Source organism: Streptomyces sp. A01 (genome assembly GCF_059026195.1).
In genome coordinates this window covers 13,567-29,337 of record NZ_JBWLKN010000005.1, presented here as the reverse complement: position 1 = coordinate 29,337, position 15,771 = coordinate 13,567, and the positions used below count along the sequence as shown (strand labels likewise).

Sequence of the window (15,771 nt, the reverse complement as noted above, 5' to 3'; positions counted from 1 at the left end):
GGGGCGTCCCGGGCGGGTGGTGCGGCTGAAGGCGGGCGCCCGCGAGGAAAGGGCAGGGGCGGGGCTGTGGCGTGGCGGGAGGCTCGTGCGAGGGCCGCGCGTGCGGCGAGTTCGTCGCTGCCGACGTCCGTACGGCCGCTGGGTGACGCCCTCGGCCAGGTGCTGGCCGAGTCGTTGCCCGCGCTGACCGACCTGCCTCCCTTCGACACCTCGGCCATGGACGGCTGGGCCCTCGCCGGCCCGGGCCCCTGGCGGTTGCCGGTCGGGAACGCCGGTGTCCTGGCCGGGCACGCGCAGCCCGCACCGCTGCACGATGGCCATGCGATCCGGATCGCGACGGGCGCCCGCACCCCGCCCGGGACGACCGCCGTGCTCCGTAGTGAGCACGGCACAGTCAGGGACGGACGAGAAGGCGGAAGCCGGGGCACATCCGGCGGCACCCCTGGTTCTGGTGGGTCGTCTGCTCAGGGCGACTCGCCTGCTCATCGTGGTTCCCCTGCGCACAGTGGTGCCTCCGCCCCTCGCGATGTCGTGTACGACCCGTACGCCGAGAACGGCCCCGAGGCGGGACGGCCTGAGACTGACCGCCGTGAGACCGACCGCCGTGAGACCGGCCGTCCTGACACCGGCCGTCCTGAGACCGACCGTCCTGAGACTGGGCGTGCTGGGGCGGAGACCCACGGGGCGGACCAGCGCGAGGGTGCGTATCGCGAAGGTGCGTACACGGACGAGTCCGAGAGTGGGCGAGCGGGCGAGGGCCAGCGAGTGGGGCGTGGCTCTGATGCGGAGGCGGGCTGGTTGTACGCGTCCGCCGCGCATCCCGTGCTGCCCGGCCAGGATATCCGGCCCCGGGGCCAGGAGTGCGGCAGAGGGGACGAGTTGTTGCCCGCTGGGACGCTTGTCACGCCTGCCGTGCTGGGTTTGGCGGCTGCCGCGGGCTACGACGAGTTGAGGGTTGTTCGACGGCCGAGGGTCGAGATCCTGGTACTCGGCGATGAGTTGCTGCGGTCGGGGCTGCCGCACGAGGGGCGCATCCGGGACGCGCTCGGGCCGATGCTCGGCCCGTGGCTGCGACAGCTCGGCGCGGAGGTCATGGACACGCGGTGGCTGGGGGACGCGGCCGAGGCGCTGTACGAGGCCGTCGCCGCTTCGCGTGCCGACCTGGTGATCACCACGGGCGGTACCGCTTCAGGGCCGGTGGATCACGTTCATCCGGTGCTGCGCCGCCTCGGTGCGCGGCTGCTCGTCGACGGCGTCGCCGTACGGCCGGGTCACCCCATGCTGCTCGCCAGGCTCGACAACGACCGGCACCTGGTCGGGCTGCCCGGGAATCCGCTGGCCGCCGTGTCCGGATTGCTGACGCTCGCTGAGCCGTTGCTCCGTACGCTCGCCGCCCGTCCAGGCACCGGCGGTGGGCCTGGCGCCGACCTCGGGCCCGAGAACGGCATCCGCCCTGCGACCACTGCTCGGGCCGGGGTGAAGACCGGCAACGAGGCCGGGTCCTGGTCGGCTGTGCTGGCCGCCGCTGTGCCCGGGCATCCGAGGGACACTCGGCTGGTGCCGGTGAGCCGACGCGTGGGCGAGGTGGTGCCGTTGCACTTCAACGGCCCGGCGATGCTTCGTGGGATCGCGGTCGCCGACGGCATGGCCGTCATCCCGCCCGGCGGGTCGGCGCGAGGCACCGAGGTCGAGGTCATCAGCCTGCCGTGGTCGGCACCGGGCGGGCCGCAGCCCGTACCCCCTGCCGGTGCCGGTGCCGGTGCCAGTGCCAGTGCCAGTGCCGGAAGTCTGCCCGGCGGGCCGTCTGATCCGCCTCGTACCGTACGTTCCGACGCGCCGCCGGACGGCCCGCCGCGTTCCGCCGGCCGCGCCTCGCCGCACGACCCACCCCCCACCACCCGCATGGAAACGCCGTACGACCTGCACGCACCACCTACGTCACCTACGTCACCTACGTCACCTACGTCACCTACGTCACCTGCGTCACCTGCGTCACCTACGTCGCACACAGCGCACGCATCGGGCGCGTGGGACGCGTCGGATGCCTCGCGCTCTTCGGACGCCCGGCACTCGTCGAACACATGGCTCTCGCCGGACACATCGCCCTCGTCACCTACGTCACGCACAGCCCGCATGGACGTGGGCGTGTCGCACGACGCGGCACGTCATCCGCGTTCCGGGGGAGAGACCTCGCCCGGCGTCTGGCCCGGAGGAACTGAGTGAAGCTGCCCACGCACGACGCGGCGGCGCGTACGACCGAAGCTGTCTCGCACCGCGTACAGCTGCCGCACTTCGCTGCGGGGCCGCTGCGTCAGGTCGGCCGGCGGCTGCTCATCGCGCTGCTGGTGATGGTGACGACAATTCTTCTCGTGTATCTGGACAGCGACGGCTATCACGACAACGCCGACGACAAGGTCGACTTCCTCGACTCCGTCTACTACTCGACCGTCACCCTGTCGACCACCGGTTACGGCGACGTCGTCCCGCACAGCGACAGCGCGCGGCTCGTCAACACACTGCTGATCACGCCGCTTCGCGTGCTCTTTCTGATCATCCTCGTCGGTACCACGCTTGAGGTGCTCACCGAGCGCACCCGCGAGCAGTACCGCCTGAACCGCTGGAGAACCGCCTTGCGTGATCACACCGTCGTCGTCGGCTTCGGCACGAAGGGCCGGTCGGCCGTGCAGACGCTGTGCGCGACAGGTCTGCCGAAGGGTCAGGTCGTCGTCATCGACCCGAACCAGAAGGTGATCGAGTCGGCGAACGCCGAGGGCTTCGCGGGTGTCATAGGCGACGCGACACGCAGCGATGTGCTGCTGCGGGCGGAGGCGCAGCGGGCCCGCCAGTTCGTCATCGCCACGCAGCGCGACGACACGGCGGTGCTGGTCACGCTCACGGCGCGGCAGCTGAACAAGGGGGCCAACATCGTGGCCGCCGTCCGTGAGGAGGAGAACGCGCCGCTGCTGCGGCAGTCCGGCGCCGATGCCGTGATCACCAGCGCGAGCGCGGCCGGGCGGCTGCTCGGCCTGTCCGTGCTGAGCCCGAGCGCGGGAGCCGTGATGGAGGACCTGATCCAGCAGGGCAGCGGCCTCGACCTCGTGGAGCGTCCCGTCGTCAAGGCGGAGGTCGGCAAGCACGTTCGCGAGACCGAGGATCTGATCGTCACGGTGCTGCGCGGACACCGGCTGCTGGGTTACGACCATCCGGAGGCGAGCCCGCTTCAGGCGACGGACCGGGTGATCGCGGTCATACGGGCTCAGCCGACGGCGGGGTAGACGGGAGTAGCCTCGCGACCATGCGTGCGATCACCATTCCAGAACCAGGCGGACCCGAAGCCCTCGTCTGGGCTGAGGTCCCCGACCCAGAGCCCGCTGAGGGCGAGGTGCTGATCGAGGTCGCGGCCAGTGCCGTCAACCGTGCCGACCTGCTGCAACGTCAGGGCTTCTACGATCCGCCGCCCGGCGCCTCGCCGTATCCGGGGCTGGAGTGCTCGGGCCGGGTGGCGGCGCTCGGCCCTGGCGTGGTCGGCTGGGAAATCGGTCAGCCGGTGTGCGCCTTGCTCTCAGGTGGGGGTTACGCCGAGAAGGTGGCCGTTCCCGCTGGTCAGGTGCTTCCGGTGCCCGATGGCGTGAGCGTCCGGGAGGCTGCCGCACTGCCCGAAGCTGTGGCCACGGTGTGGTCAAACGTGTTCATGGGACATGGGGGGACTTGCATAAACTCCAATGTGTTCATGATCGCGCACTTGCGTCCCGGCGAGATGCTGCTGGTGCACGGCGGTTCGAGCGGCATCGGCACGATGGCGATCCAGCTGGCGAAGGCGGTCGGCGCGCGGGTCGCCGTCACGGCGGGCAGCGCGGACAAGCTGGCCGCTTGCGCCGAGCTGGGCGCGGATGTGCTGATCAACTACCGGGACCAGGACTTCGTGGAGGAGATCCGGGCGGCCACGGACGGGGACGGTGCCGACGTCATCCTCGACATCATCGGAGCGAAGTACCTCGACCGGAATGTGCGGGCCCTCGCCGTCAACGGGCGCCTCGCGATCATCGGCATGCAGGGCGGTGTGAAGGGCGAGCTGAACCTCGCCACCCTGCTCGGCAAGCGCGGTGCCGTCACCGCCACGTCCCTGCGGGGGCGGCCGACGGTGGAGAAGGCGGCCATCGTCGCGGCCGTACGGGAACACGTGTGGCCGCTGCTCGCCAGCGGCCGGGTGCGACCGGTGGTGGACCGCGCGATTCCGATGTCCGACGCCGCGGAGGCCCACCGCGTGCTGGACGCCAGCGGCCACATCGGCAAGGTCCTCCTCACGGTCTGACACGACCCCCGACGACAGGCCCTGGCCACGGGCCCCGGCCACAGGCCCCGACCACGGAGCCTCCCCCTCGGTCTGCCCACAGAGTCCGAGGCCGCCCGGCCGCGACCGTGCCGCTGGTCCGGCCGACGGCGAGCGCGCCGCCCTGCGGGAAAGGGCGCGCTCGCCGGTCGGTCGCCCGTCAGTCGCCAGTCAGCCGTCGGTCGGTCATTGGTCGGTCGCCGGTCGCCGGTCGCTCATCGGGCGGTCGTGGTGCGGTCGCGGTGCGGCCACGTCGATGCCTGTGACCCAAGATGCCGGGTATGTCGCCGTGTGTGACGCTGAGACGGTCAGTCGATTGATCCGCCGGTACGGGAGGAACGCGGCCGTGACCTCAGCGCACCGATCACGACACGTAGAAGCTCCCCTGACGGGCACCGGCGGGCCGCGGAGCGTGCCGCGTGCGGGTGGCGCGCATGCTGCCGCGCGGTGGGTGGCCGCTTCGTCGCTCGCGGGAGGGCTGCTGGTCTTGGGATTCTCGCTGTCCAGCCCGGCGACCCTCGCGCTCGCCGCGCCTCCGGACCCGTCCGCGGGCAGGCTCGCGGGAAGCAGTTCCGGCGAGGGGCGCGCGCACCCGGGCAGGGCGCTGCCGCAGCACGTCGGTCCGGCGCAGGCCCAGCAGGGGCGCACGCCGGAGGCCCAGGCTTCCGAGCCGGTCCCGCAGGCTCCGCGCGACTCGTCCGGCGCGGCGCCGCCCGACGGCCTCTCGCCCGCGCTGCCGATGCCTCCCACGGCCCCGCCCTCGGGGAGGGACGCCGACTCCGGGGGACCATCCGCCACGACCTCCGACGGGTCTTCACCGACTTCCCCGGCGTCCTCCGATCCGTCCTCAGCGCCCTCGGCACGGCCGTCGGCCCACGATGCCGGGCCCTCCGGGTCGCCGCCCCGCGATCGGGACGAGGCGGGGCGGCCGCTGTGGCCGGCCCCGGTGTGGTCGCCGTCGGGGCAACGGGTGCCACCGCTCGCGCCGACCCAGGGCCAGGTCGGTCCCTCCGCGGGGGCGGCGTCCGACGCGGCCGGCGCCGAAGCCGGAGCGCGGCAGTCCTCGGCTGAGCCGACCGGACGGGTCATGCGGGTGCTGCCGCTCGGAACGGGTATGGCGCTCACCGGTCTTGGCCTTGCCTACTTCGGGTTGCGTCTGCGGCGGCACTGAGGATTGTCGTAGCCTCCGAGTAGCAGCGGACCCACGCCAGCCCGGCAAGGTGACGTGCGGAACAATGGGGGTATGAACCAGCCGATGAACGAACGGTCGCAGGAGAGCCCGCACGTGTTGGTCGTTGGTCCCGACGGCATGGCTCTCGGCAGCGCCAGTAGTGGCGATGGCAGCGGTGACGACGACTCGCGCGAGGTCCCCGTGACGGACATGGTCGAACAGCCGGCGAAGGTCATGCGTATCGGCAGCATGATCAAGCAGCTTCTGGAGGAAGTCAGGGCGGCGCCTCTTGATGAGGCCAGCCGGGTCCGGCTGAAGGAGATCCACTCCAGCTCGGTGAAGGAGCTGGAGGACGGTCTGGCTCCTGAGCTGATCGAGGAGCTGGAGCGGCTGTCCCTGCCCTTCACGGACGACACCATTCCGACCGAGGCGGAACTGCGGATCGCCCAGGCGCAGTTGGTCGGCTGGCTTGAGGGTCTGTTCCACGGCATTCAGACGGCGCTTTTCGCCCAGCAGATGGCGGCTCGTGCCCAGTTGGAGCAGATGCGCAGGGCGTTGCCGCCCGGCGTCGGCGGCGGTGAGGAAGAGGACGGCCAGAACCTGGGCGGCAGTGCCCGCTCGGGCCCATATCTCTAGCTCGTCCGTATCTCCAGTCTCTGGCTCGTCCGTATCTCCAGCGCGTCAGGCGGGCCGTCTTCTCGGTGGTCCCGCCACTTCACACTCTTCTCGGTACTTCTCGCGAAACTTCAGCAAAGCGCTCCGGGTGGACCTGTGACCACAGGTCCACCCGGAGCGCTTTGCTGGTCGGCGTGTCCTAGTCCTCCGGGTAGCCGGTGGAGACCGTCAGCTCGATGGTGTCCTCATCGGGGTCGAACGGCTTGCGCTCGTCGTACGTGTACTCCATGACCGTGCCCTTGCCCCAGACGTTCTCGTCCACGGGGATCTCCTCGTACTTCCAGCCCGCGTTCTGGAGGCACTTCTTCACGGACGCGACGTAGAGGTTCTGGAAGTCCGGGACGATGTACGCGTCGCTCTTCTCCGACGCCTCATACGCGTTCTGGCAGGCGTCGGGCTCGATCGTCTTGGTCTTGTCGCCCTCTTTGAAACCGGCGGTCGACTTCGTGCTCGGCTTCGCCTCGTCGTCCTTTTTGCCGCCTCCGCCTCCGCCTCCGCCACCGCCTCCGCTGGCCGCGAGCGCGATGATGACCGCGACGACCGCCACGGCGGCGACGACCGCCGAGCTGATGATCACCTTCTTGTTGCCACGACCGCCCGAGCCGCCGGTTCCGCCGCTGCCCGCGCCGGTGCTCGCCGGGGTGTTGTACGGCGGCGGGGTGCTGGCACCGCCCTGGTACGGGGACGGGGTGTGCGGGCCGGGGGCCGGGGCCTGGTAGCCGTGCTGCTGGGCCGACTGCTGGGTGGCCGCGTACGGGCCGGGCGGCGGGGTCGAGGGGCCGTAGCCGCCGGTGTACGGGCCGGGCTGCGGCTGGTACGGCGTCTGCACGTGCTGCGGGCCCGGGGCCTGGGCGTGCTGGTCGACCGGAGGGAAGACGGCGGAGCCGATCCCGGCGCCGCTCTGCGCCGGGGGGCCGCCGGTGATGATGATCGGCGCGGCGCCGGACTGCCCGCTGCCGAGGACCCGCGCGATCTCGTCGCGCATGGCTTCGGCGGTGGGGAAACGCTCGTTCGGGTTCTTCTTCAGGGCACGGGCGACGAGCGCGTCCATCGCGGGGGTGAGGGAGCGGTTGATGGTCGACGGGGCGACCGGCTCCTCCTGTACGTGGGCGTACGCGATGGCCAGCGGGGAGTCCGCGTTGAAGGGGAGCCGGCCGGTCAGCAGCTCGAAGAGCATGATGCCGACCGAGTACAGGTCGGAGCGGGCGTCCACGCCGCGCCCCAGGGCCTGCTCGGGGGACAGGTACTGCGGGGTGCCGACGACCATGCCGGTCTGGGTCATCGAGGTGACACCGGACTGCATGGCGCGGGCGATGCCGAAGTCCATGACCTTGACCACATTGCGCTTGGTCATCATCACGTTGCCGGGCTTGATGTCGCGGTGGACCAGACCCATCTCGTGACTGATCTCAAGCGCGGCGAGGACATCCGCGGTGATCTTCAGGGCCCGCTCGGCGGGCATCGCGCCGTACTGCTGTACGTCGGTGTCAAGGGCGGAGCGCAGCGGCTGCCCCTCGACGTACTCCATGACGATGTACGGCATGAGGCCGCCGTCGAGCTCGTCCTCGCCGGTGTCGAAGACCGAGACGATGTTGGTGTGGGAGAGCTTGGCGACAGCCTGGGCCTCGCGGCGGAAGCGCTCGCGGAAGGACTGCTCTCGGCCGAGTTCGGTATGCAGGGTTTTGATCGCCACCTGGCGGTCAAGCGCGCTGTCGTAGGCCAGGTGCACAGACGCCATGCCACCCTCGCCCAGCAGGTCCTGCAGCTGGTAGCGGCCCCCGCTGATGGAGCGGCCCTGGTAGCGGCCTTGTGCGCCGTGCTGGCTCATTGTTTACTTCCCCCTTGGCGCACTGCCCTGGCGTTTTCGCTCATCGAACCTCGGTGATCCTTATTTCTCGGCCAAGTTTGCCCGAGGCCGTCAGCACGTCAAGCCGCGTGCCCGTTCCGTGACCGGATGCGCAAGAAGCCGTCACGTGATTTGCCTCGCTCCGCCCAAAACGGGTTTGATGGCCGGTCCATCACGAACCGGTACGCCGCGCGAAGCCTGTAGCGTGCCTTAACGGAAGTACGTCCCCTAGCCTGCGGCATGGGGAACCCTAGCCCGTGCGAGTGGACAGAAACGACGGCGAGGACTGATGGCACAGACCCAGGGCGCTCAGGGGCCCTCCGATTCTGACGCCACCGGGGTTGGAATGTCCGATACGCCGGAATTCTGGGGCAACGGTGGGGTCATTGGTGACGGCCGGTACCGGCTCACGCACAAGCTCGGCCGCGGTGGCATGGCCGAGGTCTTCGCCGCTGAGGACGTCCGGCTCGGACGCACGGTAGCGGTCAAGCTGCTCCGCGCCGACCTCGCGGAAGATCCCGTATCCAAGGCGCGCTTCACCCGTGAGGCGCAGTCGGTGGCCGGGCTCAACCACCACGCGGTCGTCGCCGTCTACGACTCGGGCGAGGACATCGTCGGCGCCGTCGGCGGCATGCAGAACGTCGTCCCATACATCGTGATGGAGCTCGTCGAGGGGCACACCATCCGTGAGCTGCTGCTCAACGCGGAGGCACCGCCGCCCGACCAGGCGCTGATCATCGTCGCCGGGGTGCTGGAAGCGCTCGCCTACAGCCACCAGCACGGCATCGTGCACCGGGACATCAAGCCCGCCAACGTCATCATCACCAACAGCGGCGCCGTCAAGGTCATGGACTTCGGCATCGCCCGCGCGCTGCACGGCGCGGCCAGCACCATGACGCAGACCGGCATGGTCATGGGCACCCCGCAGTACCTCTCGCCCGAGCAGGCGCTCGGCAAGGCCGTCGACCACCGCTCCGACCTGTACGCCACCGGCTGTCTGCTCTACGAACTTCTCGCGCTGCGCCCGCCCTTCACCGGCGAGACCCCGCTGTCGGTGGTCTACCAGCACGTCCAGGACACCCCGGTGCCGCCGTCCGAGGTTTCCGACGCCGTGCCGCCGGAGCTCGACGGGCTCGTGATGCGCTCGCTCGCGAAGGACGCGGACGACCGGTTCCAGAGCGCCGAGGAAATGCGCGGCCTCGTGCAGTACGCGCTCCAGATGCTGCACGAAGAGGGCGGCCACACCGGCACCTGGAACACCGGCCCGGTCAGCCACCTCGGCGCCTCCACGCCCGCCATGGGCCTGCCGGGCACGGCCGCGCTGCCGCATCCCGGGCACGGCGACACCTCGCAGCAGCCGGTCCTGATCCGCCGGGACGGCGGGGACGACGGCGGCTTCGACGGCGATGGCCCGCACAGGAACGGACGCGGCAAGCTCTGGCTGTTCGTGATCCTCGCGCTGATCGCCATCGGCGTCGGCGTGGTCTTCGCCCTGCGGGCGGGCGAGGGGGACGGTGGGAAGCAGCCGGGCGACAAGGTGACGCCCACGAAAACCCACACGAAGTCCAAGGAGCCGACGAAGGAGCCCACGAAGGCTCCGACGACCGAGGCCACGCTGCCCGGTGGGACCTCGGGCAACACGGGTGACTGGACCGAGACTCCGACGCAGCCGACCACCCCGACCGAGACGGGCGGCACGGAGCCGACGGGTGAGCCCACCGACCCGACGACCGAGCCCACCGACACGCCCACCACGGACGACAGCAAGCCGACCGACCCGCCCACCGACCCGGTGACCGACCCGCCCACCGACCCGGTGACTGACCCGCCGGGCGAAGACGGCGGCATCGACGGCGGCGCGTGAGCCAGGTGCCTGGGTACGCCGAGTACGGGTGCCCAGGAGGCGCCGGGCTGAGCGTGCCCGGCGGCGGGTGAGCTGAGGCGGGCACGGGGCGGTCACCCGCCCCGGCCAACGCGCCCGTGCGCGTCCGCGCGCGTCCTCTGGGTTCCTCGCGCGGGCTCGGCCACCTGGTCACCTGGGGCCTTGTTGGTTCGTCGGCCTGGTCGGCCTTGCTGCTGCGGGCCTTGGCGCCCGTCCTAGTCGCAGAAGGCGTCCCGTACCGCCTCGTAGTGCTTGGTCCACCACACCACCAGGGCGGCCGCCGCCGGGAACTGCGGGTCGGCCCGGTGGTCACCGCGCTGGTAGCGCCAGCGCAGCATCCAGAAGTCGTTCAACCGCTCCCACCACACCCGGTGCACCGCGGCGGCCAGCTCCTGGGCGCTCGCGCCCGTCGCCCCCCGGTAGCCACGCGCGTACGGGCGGACCTTCGTCAGCGCCAGGGTCCCCCCGGGGCGTACGAAGAAGATCGCGGCGGCCCGTACCGCCTCCTCGGCGCGCGGCTGGACGCCCAGCCGGTCCCAGTCCACGATCGCGGCGGGCTCCGCACCCCGGTACAGCAGGTTCAGCGGGTGGAAGTCGCCGTGCACCCATCCGGAGGCCGGGACGGCGGCCGCGGTCGGGCGGCGGTGGGCGTGCCGTTCGAGCAGGGCGCGTCGCTCGTTGAGGCGGTGTTCGGCGAGCTCGTCGAAGGCGTCGCGCGGGCGCCTGCCGCGGGTGAGGGCAACCAGGTCATCGATGAGCGCGAAGGTGTGCGCGGGATCGGCCCCGGCTCCGACTCCGACTCCGTTCGTGGCCTCGACGCGTGGTGCCCCTGCCGCGTCGCTCTCCGCCGTACGCGGGGCGGGCGCTGTGAGCAGGCGGGGTAACGACCCTTCCCCGCCGGGCGGAGGAAAGAGGGAGCGGGGGGAGGAGAGGACGCGGGAGAAAGGAACGGGGAGGGGGGCAGACGAGGGGGGAGGGACAGAGGTGGCGGGCCCGGGCCCAGGACGGGCCTGACCGGGGAGGCGTGCGCCGGGGATTGCCGGCCGCCGGGGGGCGCCGAAAGGAGCGCCGAGCGAGGCCGCGTCCACCGCCCGGCGAGGCGGCGGCACGGGCGGGCGTTGCCCAGGTGCCGGCGACGACAGGGACACGGGCGATAACGACGGCGGCACCGACGACGGCACTGACGGCACTGACGGCACTGACGATGGCAGCACCGACGACGGACGCACCGGCCGACGGCCGTCCGGTCGCGCTGACAGCGCTGACAGCGCTGCGGGTGCTTGCGGCGCTTTCGGTGCTGACGGTGCTGACGGTGCTTGCGGGGGCGTGGGTGAGCCGGTCATGACCCGGTCCAGGCAGGTGTGGACGAGGCCGAGCAGCGCGCCGAGGGTGCGGCACTGGGCGTCGGTGAGTTCGGCGCCGTCCCGGTGTCTGCCTTCGACCCAGGGGTGCAGGGCGTAGCAGCGGCCGCCGAGCACGGTGACGGTGCCGCCGTCGGCCGCGGTGACCGGTGGGGCGACGGGCAGGCCGAGGGCGGCCAGCCGCAGCGTCGCGTGGTGCTGCTGGGCGATGGCGGCGGGGTCGCCGTCGAGATGGTGCTTGAGGAAGTAGCGGCCCCGGGTGGTCGCGAGGCGGTAGCCACGGTTCAGCAGTCCCTGCGTGAGCGGCTGGCAGGAAAGGGGCTCTCCGGGACTCTCGTAGCGCCGTAGAAGGGCGTTGAGCGCGTCGGGGGTGAGGGTGGCGGCGCTGTCGTGGGGGACACGCTGAACGGCGACGACGGAGGTAACAGGTGAGCGCGGCACGCGCCAGATGCTAGATCACACAGAGTGCGCGATCCGACGCGAAGGGACACCCTCAAGTCGGTGCACGGTGACGAACTGCGGCTCTATCCGCAAATACGCCGGGTCGTACGGCGCGCCGTCGGCCGTGCTCGGCGGCTCGCCGAAAAGTGCCAGCTCCGCCTCGGAGGGCGTGCAGAGCCGGGCGGTGCCGATGAACTGCACCGACCAGACCTCGGCCTCGTCGGTCTCCAGGTTGTCGGCTCCGTAGGCGACCACGCTGCCGTCGCAGGCGCGATGGTAGCCGTGGCCGCGGTGCAGGCGCAGCAGCGCGTGGCCGTCGACGACGATGTGCCGGGCGACGGTGACGAAGGGCAGCGCCCGCATGCTCACCGAAAGCCTGCCGTACTGGGCGCGGCTGAGGAGTTCGATCGCGTGGATGTCGTCCGCGGGCGTTTCGGAGGGCATGTCCTTAACCGTGCCCGCTTCCGCCCGCGTGCCCTAGAGGCAGCCGCCCCGGATTTCCAGGACGTTGGTCCCGATTGGGGCGCTGTCGGGCGAACCGGCCCAGGCGGGAGGGCGGTAGCGGCGGTGCGGGTACCGGGTGTGCGGCGGGAAGCGACACCCGAACGGGCTAACGGTGTGGGCCACCCGGCTGACAGGCTTCCCTCTTTTGCCGAATGCCCCTGGCCAGATGCCCCTGTGCGGATGTCCCCCTGTGCCGATGCCCCTGTGCGGATGCCGCCTGTGCCGATGTCCCTGTTCAGGGCTTTGGCTCAGGGATGGGGCGGGAGGGAGGGGAAGTCGGCAGGCGGTCGGATGGGGCGTCTCTGTTCCGGGCCGCCGCTCGCGTGCTGGTGCATGCTGACGCCCGCTGACGCCCGCTGACGCCCGGCTCTCGCGTGCCTACGGTTTCTCCGCCTGGAGGCGGGCCACATACGCGGCCGCCTGGGAGCGGCGTTCCATGCCGAGTTTCGACAGCAGGCTGGAGACGTAATTCTTGATCGTCTTTTCCGCGAGATGAAGCTGCTCGCCGATGGCGCGGTTGGTCATGCCCTCGCCGATCAGATCCAGAATTCGGCGTTCCTGTTCGGTGAGTTTGGCGAGTCGCTCGTCACCCTTGGGAGTGTTTCCGTCGCGGAGCCGTTCCAGGACGCGCGCTGTGGCGACCGGATCGAGCAGTGACTTGCCCGCGGCCACATCGCGGACCGCCGATAGCAGTTCATTGCCACGGATGGCTTTGAGGACATAACCGGACGCACCGGCCATGATCGCGTCGAACAGGGCTTCGTCGTCAGCGAACGACGTCAGCATCAGGCATTTGATGCGCTCGTCCCTGGAGCGGATCTCGCGGCACACCTCGACGCCGCTCCCGTCGGGCAGGCGTACGTCGAGCACGGCGACATCCGGCCTGGTGGCAGGGATGCGGGCCAGTGCGTCAGCGGCCGTACCCGCTTCACCGACGACCTCGATGTTGTCCTCCGACGCGAGAAGTTCATGCACGCCCCGGCGGACGACTTCGTGGTCATCAAGTAGAAATACGGTGATTTTTCCTTCTTCGGGCACGGCCCCAGTCTCACACAAGAAGTCTTCCCGTGCTCTTGCCCTCCGGGATAACGTGCGGTTGTTCCGAGGGGTCCCTCCGCCGAAGGCAGAGGGACGCCCGCAAGGCTGTGACCAGTGATTGTTTCCCCGCTTTCTCGATTTACTTGGAAATCCAAGCAAAATCGCAGGTCAGAGGGGTTTCGCAGAGATGCGGAGCACTGGGTAACGTGAGTTTTGCGGGCCACCCGCCGGGGCACCTGTCACGCCCGGTCGGGCATTGGCGCACCCACCCCGTGCGTCAGTCGCTGGCCGAGCGGAGCCGCCCTCCTGGCCTTGGCCGGAGGACCACCAGCCGCCGGCGGACCCCGGAGGCCGGACAGACGGAGGAGCACACGTGACCGTGGACAGCACTGCCGCGCGCAAACCGCGCCGCAGCAGCAGCACCAAGCGCACCAGGGCCAGTCAGCCGACGGCTGACCAACCCCAGCTCGTACAGCTGCTGACGCCCGAGGGCGAGCGGGTCGAGCATCCCGACTACTCCATCGACCTGACCCCCGACGAGCTGCGCGGCCTGTACCGGGACATGGTGCTGACGCGTCGCTTCGACGCCGAGGCCACCACCCTGCAGCGGCAGGGCGAGCTGGGCCTGTGGGCCTCGCTGCTCGGCCAGGAGGCCGCCCAGATCGGCTCCGGCCGGGCGCTGCGCGACGACGACTACGTCTTTCCCACCTACCGCGAGCACGGCGTGGCCTGGTGCAGGGACGTCGACCCGACGAACCTGCTCGGCATGTTCCGCGGTGTGAACAACGGTGGCTGGGACCCGAGCGTCAACAACTTCCACCTGTACACGATCGTCATCGGCTCGCAGACGCTGCACGCCACCGGCTACGCGATGGGCGTGGCCAAGGACGGCGCCGACTCGGCCGTGATCGCGTACTTCGGTGACGGTGCCTCCAGCCAGGGCGACGTCGCGGAGGCTTTCACCTTCTCCGCGGTGTACAACGCGCCGGTCGTGTTCTTCTGTCAGAACAACCAGTGGGCGATCTCCGAGCCCACCGAGCGGCAGAGCCGCGTGCCGCTCTACCAGCGCGCTCAGGGGTACGGCTTCCCCGGCGTCCGCGTGGACGGCAACGACGTGCTCGCCTGCCTCGCCGTGACCCGGGCAGCCCTGGAGCGGGCGCGCACGGGCCAGGGCCCGATGCTGGTCGAGGCGTACACGTACCGGATGGGTGCCCACACCACCTCCGACGACCCGACGAAGTACCGCGCGGACGAGGAGCGCGAGCTGTGGGAGGCCAAGGACCCGATTCTGCGGATGAAGACCTACCTCACCGCCGAGGGCATCGCTGACGAGGCGTTCTTCGCCGAGCTTGAGACGGAGTCCGACGCGCTCGCCAAGCGGGTGCGCGACGCCGTGCGCTCCATGCCCGACCCCGACGACATGGCGATGTTCGAGCACGTCTACGCCGACGGCCACGCGCTCGTCGACGAGGAGCGGGCGCAGTTCGCCGCTTACCAGGCATCGTTCGCCGAGGAGGGTCACTGACATGGCTGGCAGCACGACTACGGAGAAGCTGTCGCTCTCCAAGGCGATCAACGCCTCTTTGCGCAAGTCCCTGGAGACCGACTCCAAGGTCCTCATCATGGGCGAGGACGTCGGCAAGCTCGGCGGCGTCTTCCGGGTCACCGACGGCCTGCAGAAGGACTTCGGCGAGGACCGGGTCATCGACACCCCGCTCGCCGAGTCCGGCATCGTCGGCACCGCCATCGGCCTCGCCCTGCGCGGGTACCGCCCGGTGGTGGAGATCCAGTTCGACGGCTTCGTCTTCCCCGCGTACGACCAGATCGTCACGCAGCTCGCCAAGATGCACGCACGGGCGCTCGGCAAGATCAAAATGCCCGTTGTCATCCGCATCCCCTACGGCGGCGGCATCGGCGCTGTCGAGCACCACAGCGAGTCGCCCGAGGCCCTGTTCGCGCATGTGGCGGGCCTGAAGTGCGTATCGCCTTCGAATGCTTCCGACGCGTACTGGATGATGCAGCAGGCCATCGCCAGCGATGACCCGGTGATCTATTTCGAGCCCAAGCGCCGTTACCACGACCGTTCCGAGGTGGACACCGCCCTCATCCCCGGGCCGCTGCACACGGCGCGCGTCGAGGTGCCCGGCACCGATCTGACGCTCGCGGCGTACGGGCCGATGGTGAAGGTCTGCCGCGACGCGGCGGCGGCCGCCGCCGAAGAGGGCAAGTCGGTCGAGGTTCTCGACCTGCGGTCGATGTCCCCTATCGATTTCGACACTGTCCAGCGGTCGGTGGAGAAGACGCGCAGGCTGGTCGTGGTGCACGAGGCGCCCGTCTTCCTCGGCACGGGTGCGGAGATCGCCGCGCGCATCACCGAGCGGTGCTTCTACCACCTGGAGGCCCCGGTGCTGCGCGTTGGTGGTTATCACGCCCCGTATCCGCCGTCGCGGCTTGAGGACGAGTACCTTCCGGGTCTTGACCGGGTGCTCGACGCCGTTGACCGCGCGTTGGCGTACTGAAGGG

At 70.5% G+C, this 15,771-nt stretch carries 11 protein-coding genes and 2 pseudogenes; 8 read left to right on the top strand and 5 right to left on the bottom strand.

Annotation, left to right across the window (positions count from 1 at the left end):
- The first annotated feature begins 66 nt into the window (after positions 1–66).
- From AC5P1B_RS07840 to AC5P1B_RS07820, 5 genes are all read left to right on the top strand, one after another.
- Positions 67–2,223: a molybdopterin molybdotransferase MoeA gene (locus AC5P1B_RS07840; protein ID WP_493885845.1), complete on the top strand. Its 2,157-nt coding sequence runs from the start codon at positions 67–69 to the stop codon at positions 2,221–2,223.
- A complete protein-coding gene (locus AC5P1B_RS07835; RefSeq protein WP_493885844.1) occupies positions 2,220–3,275 on the top strand; it encodes a potassium channel family protein in 1,056 nt (351 codons plus the stop codon). The genes AC5P1B_RS07840 and AC5P1B_RS07835 overlap by 4 nt, the downstream gene beginning before the upstream one ends.
- A 20-nt stretch (positions 3,276–3,295) precedes the next feature.
- The gene (locus tag AC5P1B_RS07830; protein WP_493885843.1) at positions 3,296–4,312 is read left to right on the top strand and encodes an NAD(P)H-quinone oxidoreductase; all 1,017 of its coding nucleotides are present in this window, start codon (positions 3,296–3,298) and stop codon (positions 4,310–4,312) included.
- Between the two features lie 505 nt (positions 4,313–4,817).
- The gene (locus AC5P1B_RS07825; RefSeq protein WP_493885842.1) at positions 4,818–5,501 is read left to right on the top strand and encodes a hypothetical protein; all 684 of its coding nucleotides are present in this window, start codon (positions 4,818–4,820) and stop codon (positions 5,499–5,501) included.
- 72 nt (positions 5,502–5,573) lie between these two features.
- A complete protein-coding gene (locus tag AC5P1B_RS07820) occupies positions 5,574–6,137 on the top strand; it encodes a bacterial proteasome activator family protein (protein WP_493885841.1) in 564 nt (187 codons plus the stop codon).
- Between the two features lie 178 nt (positions 6,138–6,315).
- Here the strand turns inward: AC5P1B_RS07820 and AC5P1B_RS07815 are convergent, their stop codons facing one another.
- Entirely contained in the window at positions 6,316–8,004 is a 1,689-nt protein-coding gene (locus tag AC5P1B_RS07815) for a Stk1 family PASTA domain-containing Ser/Thr kinase (protein WP_493885840.1), read from the bottom strand.
- A gap of 307 nt (positions 8,005–8,311) precedes the next feature.
- On the opposite strand from AC5P1B_RS07815, the gene AC5P1B_RS07810 reads away from it, so the two are divergent.
- A complete protein-coding gene (locus tag AC5P1B_RS07810; RefSeq protein ID WP_493885839.1) occupies positions 8,312–9,886 on the top strand; it encodes a protein kinase domain-containing protein in 1,575 nt (524 codons plus the stop codon).
- A gap of 233 nt (positions 9,887–10,119) precedes the next feature.
- Here AC5P1B_RS07810 and AC5P1B_RS07805 read toward each other — a convergent pair.
- From AC5P1B_RS07805 to AC5P1B_RS07790, 4 genes and pseudogenes are all read right to left on the bottom strand, one after another.
- Positions 10,120–10,689, bottom strand: a pseudogene (locus AC5P1B_RS07805) (phosphotransferase); the annotation flags it as partial.
- Positions 10,690–11,214: 525 nt separating this feature from the next.
- Positions 11,215–11,706: pseudogene (locus tag AC5P1B_RS07800) on the bottom strand (phosphotransferase); the annotation flags it as partial.
- Positions 11,707–11,721: 15 nt separating this feature from the next.
- On the bottom strand, positions 11,722–12,150 hold the full coding sequence (locus AC5P1B_RS07795) for a pyridoxamine 5'-phosphate oxidase family protein (protein ID WP_493885838.1): 429 nt from the start codon (positions 12,148–12,150) through the stop codon (positions 11,722–11,724).
- Between the two features lie 438 nt (positions 12,151–12,588).
- Entirely contained in the window at positions 12,589–13,248 is a 660-nt protein-coding gene (locus tag AC5P1B_RS07790) for a response regulator (RefSeq protein WP_493885837.1), read from the bottom strand.
- A gap of 373 nt (positions 13,249–13,621) precedes the next feature.
- Between AC5P1B_RS07790 and pdhA the strand changes: the two genes are divergently transcribed.
- Both pdhA and AC5P1B_RS07780 read left to right on the top strand, forming a co-directional pair.
- A complete protein-coding gene (gene pdhA, locus AC5P1B_RS07785) occupies positions 13,622–14,773 on the top strand; it encodes a pyruvate dehydrogenase (acetyl-transferring) E1 component subunit alpha (RefSeq protein ID WP_493885836.1) in 1,152 nt (383 codons plus the stop codon).
- 1 nt (position 14,774) lies between these two features.
- Positions 14,775–15,767 (top strand): alpha-ketoacid dehydrogenase subunit beta, encoded by a 993-nt coding sequence (locus AC5P1B_RS07780; protein ID WP_493885835.1) that lies wholly within the window; start codon positions 14,775–14,777, stop codon positions 15,765–15,767.
- Positions 15,768–15,771: the final 4 nt, after the last annotated feature.